The organism is Micromonospora sp. NPDC005194, from assembly GCF_040608335.1.
Classification (GTDB): Bacteria; Actinomycetota; Actinomycetes; order Mycobacteriales; family Micromonosporaceae; genus Micromonospora.
Map to the genome: position 1 here is coordinate 65,397 of NZ_JBEXIA010000003.1, position 22,207 is coordinate 87,603.

The 22,207-nt window shown below is 72.3% G+C and carries 23 protein-coding genes and 1 pseudogene; 11 read left to right on the forward strand and 13 right to left on the reverse strand.

Going from position 1 to position 22,207, the window contains the following annotated elements; all coding sequences use genetic code 11:
- Window positions 1-201 precede the first annotated feature (201 nt).
- Window positions 202-1,104 (reverse strand): Gfo/Idh/MocA family oxidoreductase, encoded by a 903-nt coding sequence (locus ABZU53_RS03315; RefSeq protein WP_354860444.1) that lies wholly within the window; start codon window positions 1,102-1,104, stop codon window positions 202-204.
- A gap of 283 nt (window positions 1,105-1,387) precedes the next feature.
- On the opposite strand from ABZU53_RS03315, the pseudogene ABZU53_RS03320 reads away from it, so the two are divergent.
- Together ABZU53_RS03320 and ABZU53_RS03325 are read left to right on the forward strand one after the other, a co-directional pair.
- Window positions 1,388-1,815: pseudogene (locus tag ABZU53_RS03320) on the forward strand (hypothetical protein).
- Entirely contained in the window at window positions 1,808-2,224 is a 417-nt protein-coding gene (locus tag ABZU53_RS03325; protein WP_354860446.1) for a hypothetical protein, read from the forward strand. The pseudogene ABZU53_RS03320 and the gene ABZU53_RS03325 overlap by 8 nt, the downstream one beginning before the upstream one ends.
- Window positions 2,225-2,255: 31 nt before the next feature.
- Here ABZU53_RS03325 and fabG read toward each other — a convergent pair whose 3' ends face one another.
- Together fabG and ABZU53_RS03335 are read right to left on the reverse strand one after the other, a co-directional pair.
- A complete protein-coding gene (gene fabG / locus ABZU53_RS03330; protein WP_355063586.1) occupies window positions 2,256-3,014 on the reverse strand; it encodes a 3-oxoacyl-ACP reductase FabG in 759 nt (252 codons plus the stop codon).
- Window positions 3,015-3,057: 43 nt separating this feature from the next.
- On the reverse strand, window positions 3,058-4,710 hold the full coding sequence (locus ABZU53_RS03335; RefSeq protein ID WP_355063588.1) for an alpha-amylase family protein: 1,653 nt from the start codon (window positions 4,708-4,710) through the stop codon (window positions 3,058-3,060).
- 91 nt (window positions 4,711-4,801) lie between these two features.
- Here ABZU53_RS03335 and ABZU53_RS03340 point away from each other — a divergent pair, with 91 nt between their 5' ends.
- Window positions 4,802-5,416, forward strand: coding sequence for a DUF1349 domain-containing protein (locus ABZU53_RS03340; protein WP_354860448.1), 615 nt, complete (start codon window positions 4,802-4,804; stop codon window positions 5,414-5,416).
- Between the two features lie 95 nt (window positions 5,417-5,511).
- Window positions 5,512-6,183 carry a DedA family protein gene (locus ABZU53_RS03345; protein WP_355063590.1) on the forward strand — a complete coding sequence of 224 codons (672 nt, stop codon included), beginning with the start codon at window positions 5,512-5,514 and terminating at the stop codon, window positions 6,181-6,183.
- A gap of 12 nt (window positions 6,184-6,195) precedes the next feature.
- On the opposite strand, the gene ABZU53_RS03350 is transcribed toward ABZU53_RS03345, so the two are convergent.
- From ABZU53_RS03350 to ABZU53_RS03365, 4 genes are all read right to left on the reverse strand, one after another.
- Window positions 6,196-7,761, reverse strand: a complete 1,566-nt coding sequence (locus ABZU53_RS03350; protein WP_354860451.1) for a cellulose binding domain-containing protein — start codon at window positions 7,759-7,761, stop codon at window positions 6,196-6,198.
- Window positions 7,762-7,913: 152 nt separating this feature from the next.
- Window positions 7,914-9,302, reverse strand: coding sequence for a cellulose binding domain-containing protein (locus ABZU53_RS03355; RefSeq protein ID WP_355063592.1), 1,389 nt, complete (start codon window positions 9,300-9,302; stop codon window positions 7,914-7,916).
- A gap of 135 nt (window positions 9,303-9,437) precedes the next feature.
- On the reverse strand, window positions 9,438-10,193 hold the full coding sequence (gene yidC, locus ABZU53_RS03360; RefSeq protein ID WP_354860453.1) for a membrane protein insertase YidC: 756 nt from the start codon (window positions 10,191-10,193) through the stop codon (window positions 9,438-9,440).
- 98 nt (window positions 10,194-10,291) lie between these two features.
- Complete coding sequence (locus tag ABZU53_RS03365) at window positions 10,292-10,585, reverse strand: DUF6412 domain-containing protein (RefSeq protein ID WP_354860455.1); 294 nt, start codon at window positions 10,583-10,585, stop codon at window positions 10,292-10,294.
- Between the two features lie 209 nt (window positions 10,586-10,794).
- Between ABZU53_RS03365 and ABZU53_RS03370 the strand changes: the two genes are divergently transcribed.
- The 3 genes from ABZU53_RS03370 to ABZU53_RS03380 all read left to right on the forward strand — a co-directional run bounded on the left by ABZU53_RS03370 (window position 10,795) and on the right by ABZU53_RS03380 (window position 14,376).
- Window positions 10,795-11,931 carry a glutamate--cysteine ligase gene (locus ABZU53_RS03370; RefSeq protein WP_355063594.1) on the forward strand — a complete coding sequence of 379 codons (1,137 nt, stop codon included), beginning with the start codon at window positions 10,795-10,797 and terminating at the stop codon, window positions 11,929-11,931.
- A gap of 24 nt (window positions 11,932-11,955) precedes the next feature.
- Window positions 11,956-13,335, forward strand: coding sequence for an FAD-dependent oxidoreductase (locus ABZU53_RS03375; RefSeq protein WP_355063596.1), 1,380 nt, complete (start codon window positions 11,956-11,958; stop codon window positions 13,333-13,335).
- 72 nt (window positions 13,336-13,407) lie between these two features.
- Window positions 13,408-14,376 (forward strand): LacI family DNA-binding transcriptional regulator, encoded by a 969-nt coding sequence (locus tag ABZU53_RS03380; protein WP_354860480.1) that lies wholly within the window; start codon window positions 13,408-13,410, stop codon window positions 14,374-14,376.
- A 107-nt stretch (window positions 14,377-14,483) separates the two neighbouring features.
- Here the strand turns inward: ABZU53_RS03380 and ABZU53_RS03385 are convergent, their stop codons facing one another.
- The 3 genes from ABZU53_RS03385 to ABZU53_RS03395 form a co-directional block, all read right to left on the reverse strand.
- A complete protein-coding gene (locus tag ABZU53_RS03385) occupies window positions 14,484-15,437 on the reverse strand; it encodes a carbohydrate kinase (RefSeq protein WP_354860459.1) in 954 nt (317 codons plus the stop codon).
- On the reverse strand, window positions 15,434-16,699 hold the full coding sequence (locus tag ABZU53_RS03390; protein ID WP_355063597.1) for an AGE family epimerase/isomerase: 1,266 nt from the start codon (window positions 16,697-16,699) through the stop codon (window positions 15,434-15,436). The genes ABZU53_RS03385 and ABZU53_RS03390 overlap by 4 nt, the downstream gene beginning before the upstream one ends.
- Window positions 16,700-16,929: 230 nt before the next feature.
- Window positions 16,930-17,358 (reverse strand): nucleoside deaminase, encoded by a 429-nt coding sequence (locus tag ABZU53_RS03395; RefSeq protein ID WP_355063599.1) that lies wholly within the window; start codon window positions 17,356-17,358, stop codon window positions 16,930-16,932.
- 186 nt (window positions 17,359-17,544) lie between these two features.
- On the opposite strand from ABZU53_RS03395, the gene ABZU53_RS03400 reads away from it, so the two are divergent.
- Window positions 17,545-18,411 carry an aminoglycoside phosphotransferase family protein gene (locus ABZU53_RS03400; protein ID WP_355063601.1) on the forward strand — a complete coding sequence of 289 codons (867 nt, stop codon included), beginning with the start codon at window positions 17,545-17,547 and terminating at the stop codon, window positions 18,409-18,411.
- 59 nt (window positions 18,412-18,470) lie between these two features.
- On the opposite strand, the gene ABZU53_RS03405 is transcribed toward ABZU53_RS03400, so the two are convergent.
- The 3 genes from ABZU53_RS03405 to ABZU53_RS03415 are packed head-to-tail and all read right to left on the reverse strand — an operon-like array spanning window position 18,471 to window position 20,417.
- Window positions 18,471-19,280, reverse strand: a complete 810-nt coding sequence (locus ABZU53_RS03405) for a DNA-formamidopyrimidine glycosylase family protein (RefSeq protein WP_354860464.1) — start codon at window positions 19,278-19,280, stop codon at window positions 18,471-18,473.
- A gap of 56 nt (window positions 19,281-19,336) precedes the next feature.
- Complete coding sequence (locus tag ABZU53_RS03410; RefSeq protein ID WP_355063603.1) at window positions 19,337-19,537, reverse strand: DUF397 domain-containing protein; 201 nt, start codon at window positions 19,535-19,537, stop codon at window positions 19,337-19,339.
- Window positions 19,530-20,417 carry a helix-turn-helix transcriptional regulator gene (locus ABZU53_RS03415; protein ID WP_355063605.1) on the reverse strand — a complete coding sequence of 296 codons (888 nt, stop codon included), beginning with the start codon at window positions 20,415-20,417 and terminating at the stop codon, window positions 19,530-19,532. Before ABZU53_RS03415 ends, ABZU53_RS03410 begins: the two co-directional genes overlap by 8 nt.
- A gap of 208 nt (window positions 20,418-20,625) precedes the next feature.
- Here ABZU53_RS03415 and ABZU53_RS03420 point away from each other — a divergent pair, with 208 nt between their 5' ends.
- The 3 genes from ABZU53_RS03420 to ABZU53_RS03430 all read left to right on the forward strand — a co-directional run bounded on the left by ABZU53_RS03420 (window position 20,626) and on the right by ABZU53_RS03430 (window position 22,028).
- Window positions 20,626-20,796, forward strand: a complete 171-nt coding sequence (locus ABZU53_RS03420; RefSeq protein WP_355063607.1) for a hypothetical protein — start codon at window positions 20,626-20,628, stop codon at window positions 20,794-20,796.
- Complete coding sequence (locus ABZU53_RS03425) at window positions 20,793-21,047, forward strand: hypothetical protein (protein WP_354860471.1); 255 nt, start codon at window positions 20,793-20,795, stop codon at window positions 21,045-21,047. The genes ABZU53_RS03420 and ABZU53_RS03425 overlap by 4 nt, the downstream gene beginning before the upstream one ends.
- A gap of 111 nt (window positions 21,048-21,158) precedes the next feature.
- A complete protein-coding gene (locus tag ABZU53_RS03430) occupies window positions 21,159-22,028 on the forward strand; it encodes a sulfite exporter TauE/SafE family protein (protein ID WP_355063609.1) in 870 nt (289 codons plus the stop codon).
- Window positions 22,029-22,207 lie beyond the last annotated feature (179 nt).

A 22,207-nucleotide genomic window follows, 5' to 3' on the forward strand; every position in this document is an offset into this window, starting at 1 on the left:
TGCCCACCACCCTACCGACCCCCACCCCAACCCCCCACCCATTTCCCCCCGCCCCCGCCCCGCCCGGCCTCCCCGCCGGCTCCCCGCCGACTTGCCGCGGTCTCCCCGCCGGCTTGCCGCGGTGATCAAGAGGTTTGGGTCACGCGGCACGGCGTGTCGTGACGCAAACCTCTTGATCACGAGGGTGTGGGGTGGGTGGGGTTACTGGAGGGGGATGGTGCGGGATTCGGCGCGGGCGGTTTCGGCGGCGGCGAGGATCGTGACGACCTCGCGGCCGAAGCGGACGTCGCAGCGGTGGTCGCGGGTGCCGGTGCGCACCTGCTCGACGAGCTGGTCGATCGCGACACCGAACGCCGTGGCAGCGTCGTTCTCGCCGACCGGGACGGTCTCGATCCCGTTCTCGCCGTAGAACACGAACTCCCGGGCCATCGCCTCACGCGGGGAATCCAGGGACAGCGAGGCGCTGCTGGTGGCGCCGCCCTCGTGGGTGAGCAGCAGGTGCACCATCCCGCTCGGTCCGTCCATCGCCGCCACCTGGGTCACCCGCCCCAGCACCGGCAGGAGGATGGAGAGCGCGTGCGGGGCGATGTCCCAGAGCGCGCCGTGCTCGCGACGCCACAGGGAGCCGCCGTACGGGCTGCCCTCCTGGAAGATCGACGCGAAGGCGGTGGTGCGGCCGTGCTGCCAGCCTCCGGCGGCGGCGGTCGCGGCGAGGAACGCGGTGACGTTGGGCTGGAACCGCTGGGTGAAGAACACGACCGAGGCGACCCCGGACGCCTCGGCGGCGGCGACCACCCGGTCGGCGTCCTCGACGGAGAGCGCCAGTGGCTTGTCCAGCAGCAGGTGACGGCCGGCGGTGGCGGCACGGACCGCGATGTCGGCCTGAATGTCCGGCGGCAGCGCGACAGCGATCGCTTCGCACTGTTCGATCAGCGCGTCGACCTCGGCGTAGGCGGGCACCCCGTACCGCTCGGCCAGCGCGGACGCCCGCTCGGGGTTACGCCCCCACACGCCGACCAGTTCCGCGTCCGGGTGTGCGTGCAGCGCCTTACCGTGCGTCTCGATCGCCCAGTGACCGGTACCGAACAAGCCGAACCGCAGCACGTGTACCTCCGCTGTTTCCCCCGCACCGTGACGACGCCACGGACGTGATCCACGCTAGTCGCCCCACCCGGCTCACCGGCGGCGGGTCGCCAACCACAGCAGCCCAACGCCCCTGTGACCAACGAACGACGCGCCCCAAGGCGGTCGGTCACGGGCCGCCGACCGCGGACGGCGCCCCATTCGTGGGGCAGCTCTACAGGGGCCGCGTGCACCTCGGTCGGCGACTCGCCGCGGGCGCGGCGGCCAGGCAGCGTGACCCGGGTACTACGACGGTTAGTAGGCTGTGCCGGTGACCGAGGCAACGACCAGGTTTGGCCGATGACGAGCGCGGCCGCCGACTCGCCGGTGGACGGGCTCCTCGCGACGGCGTCGATCGTGCTGTCGCTGCTCGTCGCCGTATGGGCGCTGGTCGCGGCGGTACGCCACCGGCCACCGGACCGGGTGCAGTTCACCGGTCTGGCCGTACTGGAGGTGGCGCTGCTCGCGTTGGGAGTGCTGGCCCTGGTCGCGGTCGGTGGCGGCGACCGGCCGGGCGAGCCCGGCGCGTTCTACGGCTACCTGGCCACGCTGGTCTGCCTGCCGCCGCTGGCCTGGGTGCTGGCCCGGATGGAGCCGACCCGCTGGGGGTCGGCGATCGTCTGCGCGGTCTGCCTGGTCGCGCCGGTCGTGGTGGTCCGGTTGCAGCAGACCTGGGAGGTCCTCGGTGGTTGAGACACGACCGGCCCGACGCGCCACGAACGCCGGTCCAGGCCGGTTGCTGATCGCGGTCTACCTGCTCTTCGCCATCGCGGCGACCAGCCGGGCGAGTCTGCAGATCGCCACCAAGTTCGACGAGGCGCCGGTGGCGTACCTGCTCTCCGCCCTGGCCGCGCTCATCTACATCGTGGCCGCGGTGGGTCTGGCCCGGGCCGGGCACACCGGCCGACGGGTGGCGCTGGCCTGCTGCTCGGTGGAGTTGGTCGGGGTCGTCGCCGTCGGCATCCTCAGCGTGGTCGACAAGGACCTGTTCCCCGACGAGACGGTGTGGTCGCAGTTCGGCAGCGGGTACGGCTACATCCCGCTGGTGCTGCCGGTGCTCGGCCTGTTCTGGCTCTGGCGCACCCGCCGCGACCCGGCCTGACCGGCCGGGCCGCGTGACGAGGGCGCGCGGGTCAGGCCCGGGGGCCGCCGGCGACGTAGATGACCTGGCCGGAGACGAAGCCGGCCCCCTCACTGGTCAGGAACGAGATGGTGTGCGCGACGTCCTCCGGGCGCCCCGGGCGGCGGACCGGGATCTCGGCGGCGGCGTGCTTCTGAAGGTCCTCGAAGTCGACCTTCATCCGGGCGGCGGTGGCCGCGGTCATGTCGGTGACGATGAAGCCCGGCGCGACCGCGTTGACGGTCACCCCGAACGGCCCCAGCTCGATGGCGAGCGTCTTGGTGAAGCCCTGTAGGCCCGCCTTGGCGGCGGCGTAGTTCGCCTGGCCCCGGTTGCCCAGGGCGGACGTGCTGGAGAGGTTGACGATCCGCCCCCACTTGCGGTCCACCATGTGCTTCTGGGTGGCCTGGCTGAACAGGAACGCACCGCGCAGGTGCACGCCCATGACCGTGTCCCAGTCGGCGTTGGTCATCTTGAACAGCAGGTTGTCGCGAAGCACACCGGCGTTGTTGACCAGCACGGTGGGCGCGCCCAACTCGGCGGCGACCCGCTCGACGGCGGCCTCGACCTGGTCCCGGTCGGACACGTCGGCGCCCACGCCGAGCGCACGGCCGCCCGCGCCGACGATGGCGTCAACCGTCTCCTTGGTGGCGGCCTCGTCGATGTCGACCACGGCGACGGCCATCCCGTCGGCGGCCAACCGCCGGGCGGTGGCCGCGCCGATACCGCGCGCGGCTCCGGTGACGATGGCGACGCGGGGCTCCTCCGACATGATTACCTCCCGGTAACGTGGGGTCGATCGGAGGAGCTTAACGTCAGAACCCCCGACCCCGGCATAGGCGAATCCACCGGTATCCGTGCCCGGAGACCTTCACCGCGCCGAGCTTGCCCAACTCGCCGTAGCCACGGTCGGCGAGCACGTCGATCGGCAGGTCGGCCTCCGGTTCGAGGCTGCTCAGGTCCACCTCGACGTCATCGGTGCCCAGGTTGTGCACGAAGACCATCGTCCCGGTCGGCCCGTCCGCCCGGTGCGCCAGCACCCCGGCCGGCATCGCCACGTCGATGTGGGTGGTCGAGCCGGAACCGATCTCCGGGGCCTCCCGCAGCGTACGGATCATGCGCTCGAACCAGGCGAGCAGCGACTTCGAGTCGCTGCGCTGGGCGGTGACGTTGACGTTCTGGTAGCCGAACTCACCCTTGTCGATGACCGGGCGGACCAGCTTCTCCGGGTCCGCGGTGGAGAAGCCGGCGTTCGGCTGGTACGACCACTGCATCGGGGTACGGATCGCCTCCCGGCCGGGCAGCGACAGGTCCTCGCCCATCCCGATCTCCTCGCCGTAGCGCAGCACCGGCGTGCCGCGCATCGAGAACTGCAGGGCGTACGCCAGCTCGATGCGCCGCCGGTCGTTGCCGAGCATCGGGGCGAGCCGGCGACGGATGCCCCGGTCGTAGATGCGCATGTTCTCGTCCGGGCCGAACTGCTCGTACACCTGGTTGCGCTGTTCGGTCGTCAACCGGGACAGGTCGATCTCGTCGTGGTTGCGCAGGAAGGTGGCCCACTGCCCACCGACGGGCAGCTTCGGGGTGTCGCGCAACGCCTCGATCAGCGACTCCGGGTCCTGCCGGGCCAGGGCGAGCATGAGTCGGCCGTTGAGCATGAAGTCGAAGAGCATGTGGATGCGGTTGCCGGAGCCGCTGGTGTCGCCGAAGAACGTCGGCAGTTGGTCGGGTTCGACGTTCGCCTCGGCCAGCAGGACGGCGTCGCCGCGCCGCCACTGCACGTGCTGGCGCATCTCGGTGAGGAACTCGAAGTCCTTCGGCGAGTTCGGGTTGCCCGGCTCGGTCAGCTCGATGATGAACGGCACGGCGTCCATCCGGAAACCGGAGACGCCGAGCTGGAGCCAGAACGACATGATCTTCTTGACCTCGGCCCGGACCTGCGGGTTGGCGAAGTTGAGGTCCGGCTGGAACTTGTAGAACCGGTGGTAGAACCACGCCTTGGCGGTCCGGTCGTAGCTCCAGGTCTCCTTCTGTTCGCCGGGGAAGACCATGCCCTGGTGCCGGTCGTCCGGCTCGGTGTCGGACCAGACGAACCAGTCGCGGTACGGCGAATCCGGCGACGAGCGGGCGGACTGGAACCACGGGTGCTCGTCGGAGGTGTGGTTGACCACCAGGTCGATGATCACGCGGATGCCCCGGTTCTGCGCCTGGTGCAGCAGCTCGGCGAAGTCACCGAGGGTGCCGAAGCGCGGGTCCACGTTGTAGAAGTCGGTGACGTCGTAGCCGTCGTCGCGGTTGGGCGACGGGTGGATCGGGTGCAGCCACAGGCAGGTCACGCCGAGCCGGGCCAGATAGTCCAGCCTTCCGATCAGCCCACGGATGTCACCGACCCCGTCGCCGTCCGAGTCGGCGTACGTGTCGATGTCGAGGCAGTAGACGACGGCTTCGGAATACCAACGGTCACCCATGCCGGAGGAACATCTCCGGTCGATCACCACGGCAAACCCGGTCGGCCAACCCGGGCGGCGGGGTCGAGCGCGGTTGGTTACCGTGCCGGTCATGGAGATCGACCTCGTACCGCCGAGCGAACCGCTGGACTGGGCCCGGGGCGCCTGGCTGCACCCGCCGGTCCGCGCCGAGGAGGGCCCGGCCGGCGAGCTGGTCGTCGAGGCCGGGGCGGAGACGGACTTCTGGCGGCGGACCAGCTACGGCTTCGTCCACGACAACGGGCCCGCCCTGCTGGCGCCGCTGCCGGTCGGCGCCGCCATGGAGGTGAGCTTCATCCTCGACTTCTCGGCGCAGTTCGACCAGGCCGGCGTGCTGGTCCGGGTCGACGAGGGGACGTGGGTCAAGGCGGGCGTCGAGGTCAGCGACGGCGAGTCCCAGCTCGGCGCGGTGGCGACCCGGGAGTTCTCCGACTGGTCGGTGTCCCCGGTCCCGGGGTGGACCGGCCAGGAGGTGACCGTGCGGGTCAGCCGGGCCGGCGACGCGCTGACCGTACGGGCCCGGGTCGCGGATGCGGCCTGGCGACTGGTCCGCCTCGCTCCGTTGGACCCGGCGGCCGAAGCGATGGCCGGCCCGTTCTGCTGCGCGCCGACGCGCGCCGGCCTCACCGTGGTGTTCACCGGCTGGCGGCAGGGCCCGGCCGACACCGCGCTGCACCCGGAGGGCTGACCCGGCCGGCGTGGCAGGGCTCACGCGCAGGTGTGTGCCGCCGGTCGCTGGGTATGACCTTCCGATCCCCGGTAGCCGGATCGGAAGGACGACCAATGGCGTACGCCCAGACTGGTGACCCGTCCGAGTTCACCGGCCTGACCGGGTGGGTGGCCTCGGTGATCGAGGCGACGGGCCCGGTCGGCGTGGCGCTGCTGGTCGCGTTGGAGAGCATCGTCCCGCCGATCCCGAGCGAGATCGTGCTGGCCATGGCCGGTTTCCTGGCCCACGAGGGTCGGTTCAACGTCGTGCTCGTGGTGCTGGCCGCGACGGTCGGCTCGCTCGTCGGCGCGCTGGTGCTCTACTGGCTCGGCGCGGCACTGAGCGAGGAGCGGCTCAAGCGCTGGCTGGACCGCATCCCGCTGGTGGACCGCGACGACTTGGAGAAGGCCGACCGCTGGTTCGAGCGGCACGGTCGGTGGGCGGTGCTGATCGGCCGGGTGGTGCCTGTGGTCCGCAGCCTGGTCTCCGTCCCGGCCGGGGCCAACCGGATGCCACTTGGCGAGTTCGTCCTGCTGACCACGATCGGCAGCGGGGTGTGGAACGCGCTCATCGTCGGCGCCGGCTACGCGCTCGGCAGCCGCTGGCAGGACGTCGGGCGGTACAGCGACTGGTTCAATTACGCGATCATCGCGGTCTTCGCCGTCATGCTGGTCAGCTGGGTGATCCGTAAGGTCCGCCGGCGCCGGGAGCGCGACGACCGGCGGTCGGTGACCGCCGGTCGCTGATCCGCGTCGCGCTCAGTTGAACTGCGCGCTGATCGACGTGAACTCCCACGTGTTCTGCGCGATGCCGGAGCAGTTGGAGACGACTCCCCCGCCCGGGCACGGCCGGTCCCGGTTGACCGACCAGAATGTGAACCGGCTCAGCCCGCGCGCCTTCGCCCAGTCCCGGATCTGGGTCCAGGTGGCCGGCGAGGTCAGCTCCTGCTGGTCGGAGAGCCCGTTCATCCCGGAGATGCCCATGTGGGCGTACGCCGTCGCGTCGGACCAGCCGAAGGCCGTCTTCAGCGTGTTCTTCAGCCCCTCGGCCGCGTTGACAGTGCTCTGGTACATGTTGGCTCCGCCGCCGAAGTCGAACGGCATGATGGTGAAGGTGTCGATGTTGGCGCCCAGCGCGGCGGCCTGGTTGATCAGGCGGGTGCCGTAGTACGACGGGCCGGTGGTCGACGTGCCGAACGTGATGATCGTCTTCAGGCCCGGGTTGTTCTGCTTGACGATCTTCAGCGCGCCGAGGATCCGGTCCTGTACGACCTCGTTCTCGAACTCGTCGCTGTTCTCGATGTCGATGTCAATCGCCTTGAGCCCGAACGCGTTGATCACCTGCTGGTACGCGCCGGCCAGGGCGCTGGCCGAGGAGCAGTTCGGGCCGAGCTTGTTGCCGCTCCAGCCGCCGATGGACGGGATCACGTCGCCGCCGGCCGCCCGGATGGCCGCGATGGTGCTGGCGTGCGCGCCGCCGGTGAGCGGGCCGCTGCCGTCCCAGGCCGGGGTGCAGCCGCCACCGGAGAGCACGAACGCGATGGTGAACCACTTCACGCCGGTCGCCGACATGACGGTCGCCGGGGCGGGCGGGTCACCCCAGCCCGGGTAGAGGTAGGGCGCGACGGCCATCGAACCGCCGCCACCGGTGCAGCCGGTGGTGCTCGCGGCGACCGCCGCCGACCGCGCCGACTCCCCCGCCGAGTTGTACGCGGCGACCGTGTAGCTGTGCGCCGAGCAGGCGGCCAGGCCGGAGACGGTCGTCGAGGTGCCGGTGACGGTGGCGCGCACCGTCGAGCCCTCGTACACCCGGTAGCCGGTCACCGTGCCACCGACCGCGTTCCAGGCCAGCGAGACCGCCGAGGCGGTAGTGCCGGTGACCCGCAGGCCGCCGGGCGTGCCGGGGGCTCCCGGTGGGGTGGTGGGGCCGCCCGAGCAGGACGCGCCGTTGACCGTGCAGTTGGTGGGGTCACCGGTGCCGGCGACGATGAAGCCGAACGACGTGCTCGCGCCGGCGGCCAACGCGCCGTTCCAGGACTGGTTGCGGGCGGTCACGTGCTGACCCGAGCTGGTCACCAGGGCGTCCCAGGCCGACCCGACCGTGCTGCCGGCCGGCAGGTCGAACTGCACGTCCCAGGAGGTGATCGCCGTGGACGTGTTGTTGGTGACGGTGAACTTCGCCTCGTACCCGCTGCTCCAGCTGCTGGTGCGGGCGAAGGCGGCGGTGGCGGCCGACGCGGCCGGCGGGGCCACGACGGTGGCCGCCACCAGTGCGGCGGCCAGCGCGACGGCGAACGTCGCCACGCGGGGGGATCGGAGTTTCACGGTGGCCTCCAGGGACCGGTGTGGTGGGGGATGTCGCCCGTCGTCGAGCGGCGCTCGGTCGTGCGGGCGGGTGGTGCCGATGCCCTGCGCGGCCGGGTGGTGTGCGGGCCGCGCAGGTGGTGCGCCGACGCCGGTACGGGCGTCGGCGCCGCTCAGGGCAGGGTGTCCAGGTGCGGGGCCACCGTGCGGGCGAAACCGTTGCCGTTGCTGACGTCCCAGTTCACCGACCAGGTCATCGCTCCCCGGATGCCGGGGTAGGTGCGCGGCGGCCGGAAGCTGCCGCAGTTGGTGCCCCGGGCCAGACAGTCCAGCGCGGCGTTGACCACGCTGGGCGCGACGATGCCGCCACCGGCCGCGCCCGGTCCGGCGGGCAGGCCGAGGCCGACCTGGTCGGGGCGCAACCCGGCCTCCAGTTGGATGCAGGCCAGCGCGACGATGAAGTTCACAGTGCCCTGGGCGTACGCGGCGTTCTGGTCGCAGCCGAGCATCGCCCCGGAGTTGTAGAACTGGGTGTTGACGACTGTGAGGATGTCCTTGATGTCGAGCGCCAGCTTGAAGTAGCCGCCGGCCGGGTTCTGCATGTCGATGGTCTGCGGCGCCATCGCGATGATCAGACCCGACCCGACCTTGGCCCGCAGCGCGCGCAGCGCCTGCGCCATGTACGTCGGGTTGAGCCCGTTCTCCAGGTCGATGTCGATCCCGTCGAAGCCGTAGCGGGCGATCAGCGCGGCGGCCGTGTCGGCGAAGACGGTGGCCGAGGCGGCGTCGTTGACCGTGACCCGCCCGGCCTCGCCGCCGACGGAGAGGATGACCCGTTGGCCGCGGCTGTGCAGGGTACGCACATCGGCGGTGAAGTCCGCGTCGGTGTACCCGCCCAGCGCGGCGGCGAGCCCGGGGTCGATGCCGAAGGTGAGCGCGCCGGGCGTCGTGGTCGCCTCGGCGAAGGCGACGGCGACCAGGTCGTACTCGATGGGGACGTCGCGCAGCCGCAGCTCGACGGCGGGGTTGTCGAAGTTGTGCCAGTAGCCGGTGAGCAGGTGCTTCGGCAGCCCGCCGGTGGGCGGTGGGGTCGTCGGGGGTGGGGTCGTCGGGGGTGCGGTGGTCGGCGGCGCCGTGGTCGGCGGAGGCGTGGTCGGTGGGGTGCCGCCGCCGCAGGGCGCCCCGTTCAGCTGGCAGCCGCTCGGCGAGCCGGAGCCGCTGGCCAGGAAGCCGAAGGAGACCGAGGCGCCCGGGGCGATGGTGCCGTTCCAGGACCGGTTGGTGAAGGTGTGCCGCTGCCCGGCGGAGGTGAGCAGAGCGTCCCAGTAGCTGCCCAGGGTGGTGCCGGCCGGCAGGTCGAAGGCGAGGCTCCACCCATTGATGGTCGAGCCTCCGCCGTTGGTGATGGTGTACTTCCCCTCCCAGCCGGAGCCCCACTCGGCGGTCTTGACGAAGCTGGCGGTGGCGCCGGCCGCGAGCGCGGGCAGCGCGACCCAGACCGCGCCGAGCGTCGCGGCGAGCGCGGTGACCAGGGACAGGACAAGGGATCTGGCAGGCTTCATGCGGCCCTCCGCGCCCGACTGGGCATCCATGGACGTCAACGTTGCCGCTAATTATTAAGACAGTTAACTGTTCCTGTCCAGGGGGTGCCGGGCAACGGGAGGGCCCCGGCGGTCACCAGGGCCCTCCCCGGGCCGTCAGCGGTGGGAGTTGTCGGCGGGCGACGGGGCGGCCTGGGGACGGCGCAGCACCGCCTGCTCCAGCGCCGACCAGGCGGTCGTCGTCACCAGATAGATCACTGCCGCGAGCGGCAGCACCAGCGCCACCAGCACGGTCGTGAACGGCAGCAGGGGCAGCAGCCGGCCGAGCGTGGCGGCGCCCGGCCCCTCGGTGGGCGTACCGGCCACCGTGCCGACCGCCGCCGACGCCCGGCGTGCCCGCCGCGACGACCACCAGGCCAGCACCAGCAGCGCGACAAGCAGGACGACGAAGAGCGGCCCGGCCGCCCCGGCCAACCCGTCGCTCACGTGATGGCCCAACGGCACCCCGGCCAGCCGTTCGTCCAGCAGCCCCGTGCCGCCCTCGTCGGTGGCGAACAGCCGGTACAGCACCAGCAGGAACGGCGCCTGGAGCAGCAACGGCAGGCAGCCGGCGACCGGGTTCGCGCCGGCCGAGCGGTACAGCGCGAACACCTCGCGCTGGAGGGTCGCCGGGTCCTCGGCGTACCGCTGCTGGAGATCGCGCACCCGGGGGGCGAGCGCCGCGCGGCGCCGTTCCCCGCGGACCTGCGCGACGGTCAGCGGTGCGATGAGCAACCGGACGGCGATGGTGAGCAGCACGATGGCGACGACTGTCGCCGTGCCATCGGCCAACGGTTCGAGCAGATCGGTGAGCCAGGACAACGCGGTGCCGGCGGCGCCGACGACGTCGTGCAGTGGTGCGAAGGCGAGCATGGGAAACCCCTCGGTCCGATTCCGGTGGGTCCTCCCCGGCGGTGGCCGCCGGCACGAAGGACCGGTGACGGTGGGATCGGCCGCGCGGCGGTGTGGCGCTACGCGGCGAAGGGGCGTCCGGGTGCGCGGGGGCGAGGTCGTCCGGCGGCGTCCGGGTCGATCTGGCGGGGAACCCGGCGACCTCGGGCGCGGGCGCGTAGCCCGGCCCAGCGTCGTGCGACGCCCGTTGCCCCCGCGTGGGCGGGCACGTGCGCGGCGAGCAGCGCGGCGAACAGGACCAGGGCGGTCAGGGCGGCCCCCGCCAGCAGGTCGGCCGGGCGGTCCGCCAGCATGGTGAGCTGGGCGAACGCGGACATCCACGCGACCCAGAGGAAGCCCAGCGGCACCGGCACGGGGCTCAGCATAGGACCGGCTGTCACGCCGCCCGGCCGAATCGAGATCGCCCCGACCGGCTGATCCGCGCGGCACCACGCGCCAGTTGTGGCCGACACGCGCGGGCAGCGCGCCGTCCCACGTTTCCGGGCGTTGCCACTGTGGGTAACCAAGCGGCCGACCGACGCGGACGGACCCGCGAGAGGCAGAAACGGACGGTGGTGTCGCGATGACGGGCCAGCTGGCGGAGGCACCCGGCGGGACGACCGCGGGGACCGATGTGCTCACCGTGGGTGTCGAGGAGGAGTTTCTGCTCGTCGACCCGCACACCGGAGCCGCGGTGCCCGCAGTGGACCTGGTGCTGGAGCAGGTGCCGGCGGAACTGCGCGGTCAGGTGGAGCGCGAGTTCCAGACCAGCCAGATCGAGATCGGCAGTCCACCCGGCCTTGAGCTGTCCTCGATCCGGCACTCCCTCGGCGTACTGCGTAAGGCCCTCGCCGACGCGGCCGAGCGGGCCGGCGTACGACTGCTGGCCATCGGCACCGGCCCGGTGGACGGCCCGGTGCCGCCGGTGGTCGACAAGCCCCGCTTCGACCGGATGATCGAACGTTTCCGGCTGCTCGTTCCCGGCCCCGGCAACAACGGCATGCACGTGCACGTGGGCGTCCCCGATCCGGAGACCGGCGTGCAGGTGCTCAACCACGTCCGGCCGTGGCTGCCGATGCTGCACGCCATCACCACCAACTCGCCGTTCGCCGGCGGCGAGGACACCGGCTACGCGAGCTGGCGCTCGGTGGAGTGGGAGCGCTGGCCGTCGGTGGCGCCGACGCCCTGGTTGGAGTCGCACGAGCACTACCAGCGGCTGATCCGTCAGTTGATCTCCAGCGGGGTGATGCTCGACGAGGGGATGCTCTACTGGTACGCCCGGCTGTCGGCGAAGTACCCGACCGTGGAGCTGCGGATCGGCGACGTCTGCCCGACGGTGGACGATGCGGTGCTGGTCGCCGCGCTGGTCCGGGCACTCGTGGCCACCGCCATGGCCGACGTCGAGGCCGGCCGGCCGGCCCTGCGCACGGACCACCACCTGCTGGTCGGCGCGCACTGGAGGGCCGCCCACGACGGCCTGGAGGGCGACGGCGTCGACGTCACCACCGGCGAGCTGCGCCCGGCCTGGGAGCTGCTGGACCGGTTCGTGGAGCGGGTGCGGCCGGCGTTGGAGCAGCACGGCGACTGGGCGGAGGTGTCCGACCTGTTGGGCGGGCTGCGCCGCCACGGCACCGGCGCGGCCCGGCAGCGTGCCGTGTACGCCCGTACCGGACGGCTCGTCGACGTGGTGCAGGACGTGGCGCGACAGACCCGCGGCTGAACACGCCCGTGACAGGATGATCCCGTGGCGCAACGACTGATCGTCATCGGCGGGGATGCCGCCGGCATGTCGGCGGCATCCCAGGCGCGACGCCGCCGCGGTCGTGACGACCTGGAGATCGTGGTCTTCGAGCGCGGTCACTTCACCTCCTACTCGTCGTGCGGCATCCCGTACTGGATCAGCGGGGTGGTGTCCGGCCCGGAGGAGCTGATCACGCGGACGCCGGAGACGTTCCGCACGCAGTTCGCCATGGACGTGCGGATGCGGCACGAGGTGACGGCCATCGACCTCGAACGGCGCGAGGTGGTCGCCCGGGACCTGGAGGGCGGCGGCGAGGTCCGCGAGCGCTTCGACGACCTGGTGTACGCCGCGGGCGCGGTGCCGGTGCAGCCACCGTGGGCGGACACCGACGCGGGCGGCGTGTTCGGGATGCAGACCCTCGACGACGGCGCGGCCCTGCGCGCCTGGCTGGACGCCGAGCCGCAGCCGCGCCGGGCCGTGGTGATCGGTGGCGGGTACATCGGCGTCGAGATGGCCGAGGCGCTGATCGAGCGCGGCCTCGCGGTGACCCTGATCGAGGCGAGCGAACAGCCCATGGCGACGGTCGACGGCGACATGGCCGAACTGGTCGCCGAGGCCATGCGCGGCCTCGGCGTCACGATCCGCACCAGCCTGCGGGTGACCGGCCTGGAGCAGCGGGACGGCCGGGTGTCCGCCGTGGTCACGGCCGAGGGGCCGATGCCGACCGACGTGGTCGTCCTGGGTCTGGGCGTACGCGCGAACACCGCGCTCGCCACGGCTGCCGGCTTTCCGATCGGGCCGACGGGTGGCATCCGGGTGGACCGCCGGATGCGGGTGCCGGGGCTGCCCGGGGTCTGGGCCGCGGGCGACGCCGTCGAGACGCTGCACCGGGTCAGCGGAATGCCGGTGCACGTGCCGCTGGGCACGCACGCCAACAAGCAGGGCCGGGCGGCCGGCATCAACATCGGCGGCGGGTACGCGACCTTCCCGGGCGTGATCGGCACGGCGGTGACCAAGGTCTGCGACCTGGAGGTGGGTCGCACGGGCCTGCGCGAGTCCGAGGCCGAGGCGGCCGGCTTCGAGTTCGTCTCGGTGGTCGCCGAGTCGACCAACCGGGCCGGCTACTACCCCGGCGCGCGGATGATGACCGTCAAGCTGATCGCCGAGCGACCCAGCGGCCGGCTGCTCGGCGCGCAGATCGTCGGCTGGTCCGAGGCGGCCAAACGGATCGACACGTTGGCCGTGGCACTGTGGAACGGCATGACGGTGGATGACATGACCGCGCTCGACCTCGGCTACGCTCCGCCGTACGCGCCGGTCTGGGATCCGGTGCTGATCGCCGCCCGAAAGGCGGTCGACGCGCTCGCCGCTCTCGACCGCTGACCCGCGCCCGCCGTGGAGGACCACCCCGTGACCCAGACTCCGACCAGGTCGGCCGCCCGCCGACGCCCGACCATGGTCGATGTCGCCCGGCACGCCGGGGTCAGCCTGAAGACGGTCTCCCGGGTGGTCAACGACGAGCCGGTGGGGCAGGAGCTGCTCGGCCGTGTGCTGGCCGCCATCGCCGAGCTGGGTTTCCGGCGCAACGACATCGCGCGCAACCTGCGCTCGCGGCAGCTCAACGCCACCGTCGGGCTGCTGATCGAGGAGATCGCCAACCCGTTCTACGCCACCATCGCGAGCGTCGCCGCCGAGATCGCCGCCGCGCACGGCACCATGTTGATCACCGCTTCCTCGGAGGAGGACCCGGAGCGGGAACGCGCCGTCCTCCAGGACTTCACCCAGCGTCGGGTCGACGGGCTGCTGGTGGTGCCGGCCGGTCCCGACCACTCGTTCCTGCGCCGCGAGGTCGAGCTGGGCATGCCGGTGGTCTTCCTGGACCGGCCGCCGCAGGGACTGGTCGCGGACGCCGTGCTGCTGGACAACCGAGGTGGCGGCCGGGCCGGGGTCGGCGCACTGCTCGACGAGGGGCACCGGCGGGTGGGTCTCCTGCTCGGCGCGCCGAGCGTCCCCACCATGCGTGAGCGGCTGGTCGGCGCGCGGGCCGCGCTGGCGGCGGCCGGAGTCGAGCCGGACGACTCGCTGGTCCGCGACCGCCTGATCGCTCCCGAGGACGCCGGCCGGGCGGTCGCCGCGCTGCTCGACCTTCCCGACCCGCCCACCGCGTTCTTCTGCGGCAACAACCGGCTCACCGTCGGCGCCCTCGCCGAGCTGCACCGCCGGGGCAGCGACGCGGCGTTGGTCGGCTTCGACGACTTCGAGCTGGCCCACCTGATGCCCCGGCCGTTGACGGTCGTCGGGTACGACACGCGGGAGCTGGCCCGCGTGGCGACGGAGCGCCTGTTCGAGCGGATCGCCGGAGACGACTCCCCACCGTCGACGACGGTCCTCCCCACCCGCCTCCTACACCGAGGCCTCTCCTAACCAACCCACCCCCGAGGCGATCATGGACTTGTGGTGCCTCGCGTATGCCGCGAAGTGGTGGTAAACGCCCACCACAAGTCCATGATCGCCCCGGGCAGGGCAGCGGGTCAGGTTGCCGTGGTCAGGAGGGCTTCGACTTCTGCTCGGGTCGGAGGGCTGGCGCCTCGGCGGGCGCAGGTCAGCGCGGCCACCGTGGCCGCCTGGCTTAGCACCGTCGTCCACTGCGACTCGGTCACGGCGGCGAGCCGGTCGGCCGGCCGGTCACCGAGCGCGTCGATGTCGGCCAGCGCGGCCAGCAGGCCACCGGTGAACGAGTCGCCGGCGCCGACGGTGTCGACCACTGTGGTGCGTACCGCCGGTTGTTCGTGCAGTGAACCGTTCGGGGCGAGCAACCACGCGCCCTCGCCGCCCCGGGTGACCACCGCACAGGACACCCCGGCCTCGCGCCATTCGGCAAGCACGTCGCTTACCGAGCGGTCCGGGTAGAGCCAGGTCAGATCCTCGTCGCTGGCCTTGACCAGGTGCGCGAGGCGGATCTGGCGGCGTGTCCTCTCCTGCTCCGCGGCCCGGTCCGTGACGATGCTCGGGCGGAGGTTGAGGTCGATCGAGATGGTCAACCCGTCACGGTCGCGTTCGCGGGAGAGCAGGCCCTCCAGCACCTGCGCGCCGGGCGCGAGCGCCAGCGCCAGCGACCCGGTGTGCAGGGCCGTCGCCGACGAGCCGGCCAGGTCGGGCAGCTCCTGCGGGGTCCACTGCCAGTCCGCCGCGCCGTCGAGTCGGAACTCGTAGCTGGCCTGCCCGGTGGTGTTCAGGGTGGCGACCGCCACCGAGGTGGGCTCCTCGGCGCGGACCGCCCACCGCAGGTCCACCCGGTTGGCCGCCAGGTACTCGGCGATCTGCCGGCCGTACTCGTCGGGGCCGATCCGGGCCAGCAGCCGCACCGGCTCGTCGAGCCGCGCCAGGGTGACCGCCACGTTCGCCGGGGACCCACCCGGCACCGCCCGCTGCCCCTCGGCGGTGACCACCAGGTCGATGAGGGCCTCGCCCGCCACCACGATCATGCGGTCACCGCGCCGGGGGCGAGCGGGCCGGGACCACCGAGCGCGCCGGCCGAGCGGGACAGCAGCACCGCCTGGTACGCGTGGTAGACGTCCGGCCGGCCGTGCCAGACCGTGTCGGTGGGCAGGTTCCGCTCGTCCAGCTCGTGCCGCCAGCCGGTGCCGTCGATCAGGTAGCGGCGCGCGTACGCCCAGAAGACCCGGTACCAGTCGGCGTAGACCGCGTCCCCGGTGCGGCGGTGCAGGGTGATCGCCGCGCCGATGGCCTCGGCCAGCACCCAGTGCATCCGGGAGCGGACCACCGGCCGGTCGTCCCAGTCGATCGTGTAGACGAAGCCGTCGGCGCCGTCGACCGCCCAGCCGCGCCGCACGGCGGCCGCGAAGAGGGTACGGGCGTCGGCGAGCAGCCAGCCCGGCGGCTGCGGCAGGACCGCCTCCAGCTCCAGCAGCAGCCGGGCCCACTCCAGCCAGTGACCCATCGTCGAGCCGTACGGCCGGAACGGGTCGGCGGGCTGGTCCCGGTTGTAGTCGAGCAGGGGCGTCCAGTCGGCCGTGAAGTGCTCGGGCAGCCGCCAGTCGTGCCGGGCGGCCTCGGTGTGCACCAGGTGGGTGGCGATCCGCAGGGCCCGGTCGGTCCAGCTCGCGTCGCCGGTGGCGGCGGCAGCGGCGAGGAACGCCTCGACCATGTGCATGCTGCTGTTGGCGCCGCGGTAGTCCTCGGTGACCGTCCAGTCCCGGTTCCACGATTCGCGGACCGCGCCCGCGTCGTCGTCCCAGAACCGGTCCCGCACCACGGCGAGCACGTCGGCGAGCAGGCGGTCCGCGCCGGGTCGCCCGGCCCGGGCGGCGCTGGACGCGGCGAGCAGCACGAACGCGTGGTCGTAGCCGGCCTTGCGCTCGTCGGTCGGCGTGCCCTGCTGGTCCACGGCACCGAACCAGCCGCCGTACCGGTCGTCGCGCAGCAGCGTGCTGAGCGCGGCGACGCCGTGGTCGACGAGGGCAGCGGCATCCGGGTCGCCGTTGCGGTGGGCGAGCGCGGCCACGTGGGTCATCCGGCAGGTGATCCACGTGTAGACAGGTTCGCCACGGTCCGGGGTGCGGTCGTCGGTGAGCCACCAGAACCCGCCCTCGGGGCGGACCGCGCGACGGGCGGTGTCGAGCAGCGTGTGGGTCTGGTCGGCGAGGAACCCGTCCAGGTCGGGCAGGTCGGGCGACCCTGCCGGGGCAGGGGTCGTTTCGGTGTCGGAGCGGGGCACGTCGGTCATCTCAGCTGGTCACCGTCGAGGAGCGAAGGGGCATACGGCAAGGATCGGCGGACGAACCGGGTCCGCGCCGGAAAACCCGCTTACGGTACGCCGGGAGCCGGCCGTCCGACCGCGGTGCGACACGGAGGGAATCATGAGGGGCCATTATCCCTTTTTGTCCGTTGACATCGTTGTCACTCATCAACCCTGCTCCGGCGGCCGGGCCACTGTCAACTTCCGGTGCGCTGCGGCTAGTAGTAGTTGTCGATCGGCTGGCGCGCCTCGTCGAACAGCGCCGGCCCCTCGTAGCGGACCTGAGGCAGCGCCGGGGTGGTGGCCGGCTTGACCTCCTCGAACTGCTCGCCGGACAGGGCGTACACCACCCGGCCGAGGCCGGACCGGTCGATCGCTGTCGCGCACATCGGGCAGGGCTGGCAACTGGTGAACATGGTGGTGCGGGCGGCCACGTCGCGCGAGAGTTCCCGAGCGGCCCAACGGGCCAGCTTCAGTTCCGGATGAGCCGTGATGTCCGCGTCCGAGACCACGGTGTTGTGATCCTCGATCAGAACGGTGCCGTCGGCGTCGACAAGCAACGAGCCGAACGGCCGTTCGCCGGAGGCCCCCGCCTGGCTGGCGAGTTCGACGGCGCGGCGGAGAAAGGTCTCGTCCTCGGGTGTCATCGGTCCTCCTGAGATGAGTGGTACGCGGCCACGGCCGCAAGGGTCCGCCAGGCACGTTCGGGCTCGGGACCGGTGCCCGGGGCGAAGTTCGGTACGGTCACGCCAATCCGCACGGGTCCCACGCTAGCCACAGTGGACCCGGCACGCGAACACCGTGGTGGCACGGTGGATGCCACGGGAGGCTGGGTGGATCTGCCGAAGGGACTGGGCTGGATACGGGGGTCAGCGGTCGGCCGGGCCTGGCTGGCCACACTTCCGACGCTGCTGGCGCAGTGCGCCGAGCGGTGGTCGCTGCGACTCGGCCCGCCCTTCCGGTACGCGTACGCCTCCCTGGCGCTCCCCGCCGACCTGCCCGACGGCACGGCGGCGGTGCTCAAGCTTCAGTTCCCGACCGAGGACAGCCAGCACGAGGCCGACGCGCTGGCCCACTGGGACGGCGACGGCGCGGTCCGGCTGCTCGCACACGACCCGCAACGGCACGCCCTGCTGGTGGAACGCTGCCAACCCGGCACGCCGCTGTACAAGCTGCCGCTGGACCGCGCACTGGACGCGGCGACCCACGTGCTGCCCCGGCTCTGGCGGCCGGCCGGCACGCCATTCACTCCGCTCGCCGAGGAGGCCGCCGGCTGGCTCGACCGGATTCCCCGGAGTTGGGAACGGACCGGCCGGCCGTACGAGCGGCGGCTGCTCGATGCGGCGTGCGCCCTGCTCGTCGACCTGGCGTCGAGCCAGGGCGAGCAGGTGCTCGTCAACCAGGACCTGCACGCCGGCAACGTGCTCGCCGCCGAGCGGGAGCCCTGGCTGGTCATCGACCCGAAGCCGCTGAGCGGCGAGCGGGAGTTCTCGGTCGTGCCGCTCGTGCGCGGTCCGGAGCTGGGCCACTCGCCGGCCGCCGTCCGGCACCGGCTGCACCGGCTCAGCACCGACCTCGGGCTGGACGCCGAGCGGGTCCGGGATTGGACGATCGGCCACACGATGGCCTGGAGCATCGACGGCGAGGTCGTCTTTCCGCACCAGATCGAGGTGGTCCGCTGGCTGCTCGACGGCGAGTGACGCCCGGCCGGCGGCCACGCTGGCCCCGCATCCCGCGATCAAGCGCGGGCGGCGGCCGGTCAGCCGGCCTGGCAGGTGCGGCACCAGTAGAGGTTGCGGCCGGCCAGTTCCCCGCGACTGACCTCGGTGCCGCAGATGTGGCAGGGCGCGCCGGGGCGGCGGTAGACGTACACCTCGCCGCCGTGGCGGTCGACCCGCGGCGGGCGGCCCATCGCCTCCGGCAGGTGCGCGTCGCGCACGGTGTCGATCCGCCCCTGCCGGAGGGCGAGGCGCATCAGCTCGACCAGGTCGACCCAGAGCGCGTCCCAGCCGGCGCGGGTCAGGTTGCGGCCCGGCATCGTCGGCGACAACCCGGCCCGGAACAGCGCCTCGGTCACGAAGATCAGCCCGGTGCCGGCCACCACCGACTGGTCCAGCAGCAGCGCCGCGAGGGGCGTGGGGCTGCGGGAGATCCGGGCGTACGCCCGCTCGGGGTCGGCGTCGGCGCGCAGCGGATCCGGCCCCAGGCGCTCGCGCAGGGCGGTGACCTCGGGCGGGGTGAACAGCTCGCAGGCGGTCGGCCCGCGCAGGTCGAGCCAGTGCCGGTCGCTGGCCAGCCGCAGTCGTACCTGGCCGACAGGCTCGGGCGGCTCCCCCGGCCCGTCGGTGAACTTCCCGTACAGGCCGAGGTGCACGTGCAGGGTCAGCTCGCCGGCGTAGTGGTGCAGGAGGTGCTTGCCGTACGCCTCGGTGCTCTCCAGCACCGTGCCGGACAGCCGGGCCGCGCCCTCGGCGAAGCGGCCCTGCGGGCTGGCGGCGTGCAGCTTGTCCCCGGCGAACAGCTCGGCGTGCCGGGCCGCCAGGCGATGAATCGTGTGTCCCTCTGGCACGGGACCCAAGGATAGTCAGCGGCAGCCGGCCGGGCCGAATGAGCAGTGCGGTCACGTCAGCCCAGGCACTGCTCCTTGACGTCGGCCACGAACGACGCCCAGGCGCGCGGAGGGAAGACCAGGGCGGCCCCGGACGGGGCCTTGCTGTCGCGTACGGCAACGACGCCGGGGAGGTTGTCGGCCACCTCGACGCAGTTGCCGCCGCTCCCGCCGCTGCGGGTGCTCTTGCGCCAGGTGGCACCGGCCAGGTCAGTCATGATGCTCCTCGATGATCGAAGTGATCATTTTCTCTGATTCTGCCTCAGTCGACGCCAGCGTCTCCAGATCAGACCAGACATGTTCGAAGGCGGCCACCTCGGCTGGCTTGTCGAGATAGAGCGCTCCGGTGATGTTCTCCAGGTAGACGGTGGTCGGCTCGGTCGACGCCCTCCCGAACGCCTTCGGGAAGCCCAGCAGGACGAACGTGCCCGTCTCGCTGGCCAGCGGCGGACCGGCGGCGAGCGGCAGCACCCGCAGGCTGACGTTCGGCAGCAGTGCCGCGTCGAGCAGGTGGCGCAACTGCCCCACCATCGCCCGCCGGTCGGGGATCGTGCGCCGCAGCACCGCTTCGCTCAGGACGACCCGCAGGACAGGCGCGGTGGGCAGCCGACGGACGAGGATGCCCTGCCGTTGCAACCGGACCTCGACCAGCTTCTCCCGATCCTGGGCGCTCATGGTCGGGTTCTTGCGGCGGAAAAGCTCGCTGGCGTATTCGCGGGTTTGCAGGAGGCCGGGGATCAACTCCGCGTCATATTGGCGCAGGGTCGAAGCCGACGATTCCAGGCCGACGTACAGCGAGAACCACGACGGGACGACATCGCCGTACGAATGCCACCACCCTTTGGCACGAGTTTCCTTCGCGAGCGCGGCGACGATCTCCCGCATATCGTCGGGCACCCGGTAGAGAGCGCACATCGCTCGGGCGTCCACCACGCGCACCGGGACCAGCCCCTTCTCGATGCGCCACACCTTCTGCCGCGAGCAGTCCAGCGCCGCGGCCGCGGCGTCCAGAGTCACCGAGGCGTCCTCGCGGAGCTGGGTGAGCAGCCGGCCGAGCTGTCGCCGAGGGACCGTGGACCCGCCTGTTTCATCCGTCATGCAACATCACCGCACCCTTCCTGCAACACCGATTGTTTCGCCCCGCACACATTTCTTTTCCATTCCTCGTGCGTCAATACGGCTTGAGAGTAGGACGGGGTGGAGTTGTTGCACAAGGGGGCCAGCGTGGAACAGGCTGTCACGTATCGGGGCCTCGAAAAGAACGCCGGGAATGGCGTCGGCAACAATTCGGCGGAAGGATGCCGCGGTGCGCGTGTCGTACAACGAATACCTCTTGGTCACCGCGCTGACCCTCGCCCGTCGGCATCGCCCGGTCTGGAGCTGGAGGCGCTGGCGCAGGGTGTGCCGCTGCGGCGCGGAGCTGCCCTGCCGGGCCCGCCACCGCATCCCGATCAACCGTGGGCACTGGCCGACGTGACCGAGCTCAGGCCCGGCGACCTCCTGCTGATCGGGGCGGCCTGCTCGGTGCAGTTCTCCGGCGACCGCGAGCTGCGGCTGCGACTGGTGAGCGTGGACGCGCGCCCCACGTACCACGGGTGGGTCTGGCTGACCGGCTACGTGCTGGACGCCAAGGGCCTGGCCGTCGACAAGCGGGAGCTGTACGTGCAGCGGGCCGGGCTGCGGGTGCTCCGCGCCGCCCCGGTGCCGGGCAGGTCGGTCCGCGCGTGATGGGCGTACCCGGAATTGGTGTCAGGAAACGCCCAACGGGGTAGTTGAGGGCGGTACCGCGTGGGTGCCACCCGTTTCGTCGGCCACCACGCATTCATCAGGAGGTGTGTAGTGGTCAGGATTCCTTCGCTGTCCCGCCGGTCCGAGCCGGCGCCGACGCGGGACGAGAACCTCGACGGGCGCGTCGACGGCAACGACACCCCGGTCGCCGACCGGGACAGCAGCACTGCGGTCACCGACACCGGCCGGTCCGACGACGTCACCGGCCGACCGGTGGCAACCGACCGGGACGCCGACCAGACGACGTACCGCAGCACGACGGCGACCGGCGACCAGGTCGGCGAGGCCGAGCGGCGTGCCGCGGAGCGCGCGGCCGTGGCCCGGGCCGCCACCGCACGCCCGGTTGAGGGCGACTCCCGGCCCGACGCGGTCCGGTCGGACGGCCCGACCCGGGCGAGCAGCGCCGCGGCGACCGCCCCGACCATCGAGCGTGCCACCGACCTCGACCGCGACCGCACGACCCGACGCCCCGAGAGCGACACGGACCTCGACCGGACGACCCCGCGACCCGACCCGACGGACCGCGTCGCGACCGACCGCCCGGTCGACCCCACCCCCGGCCACACCGAGCCGGAGCCGCCGGTGACGCGCGGCCCGAAGCCACGGGCCAGCCTGCTCGCCACCCTCGGCCTGATCGTCTCCGTCGCCGGTGCGCTGTTCGTGCTGACCGGCACCCTGGCCGGGTACGGCATCGGGCTCGGCGCGTTCGGCGCGGTGCTCTCGGTGCTCGGCCTGATGGCCACCCGCCGCCGGCACGTCGCCGGCAAGACCGACGCCCTGTTCGGTGTGCTCATCGGCCTCGCGGCGGTGGTGATCGGCGTGCTGGCGATGACCGGTCAGTTCGACTGGCCGACCACCGACGGCGACTGGGTGCAGCGCTTCCGCGAGTGGCTTGACTCACAGTTTGTCGACCGTTTCTAGCGGGCACTTTTCGGCTCGCCGGTGATGCACCGGCGCGGCCGGCGGTTCGCCGGCAGCCCGCAGGTGGTTCACCGATCGGGCAACACCCTTTCAGGGGCGGCGATTCGCCGCCCCTGAAGTGTGTCCGGGGTCCGCACAGGCCGTCTCCAAGAGGGGACAGCGCGCGCACCCGCGCCTCC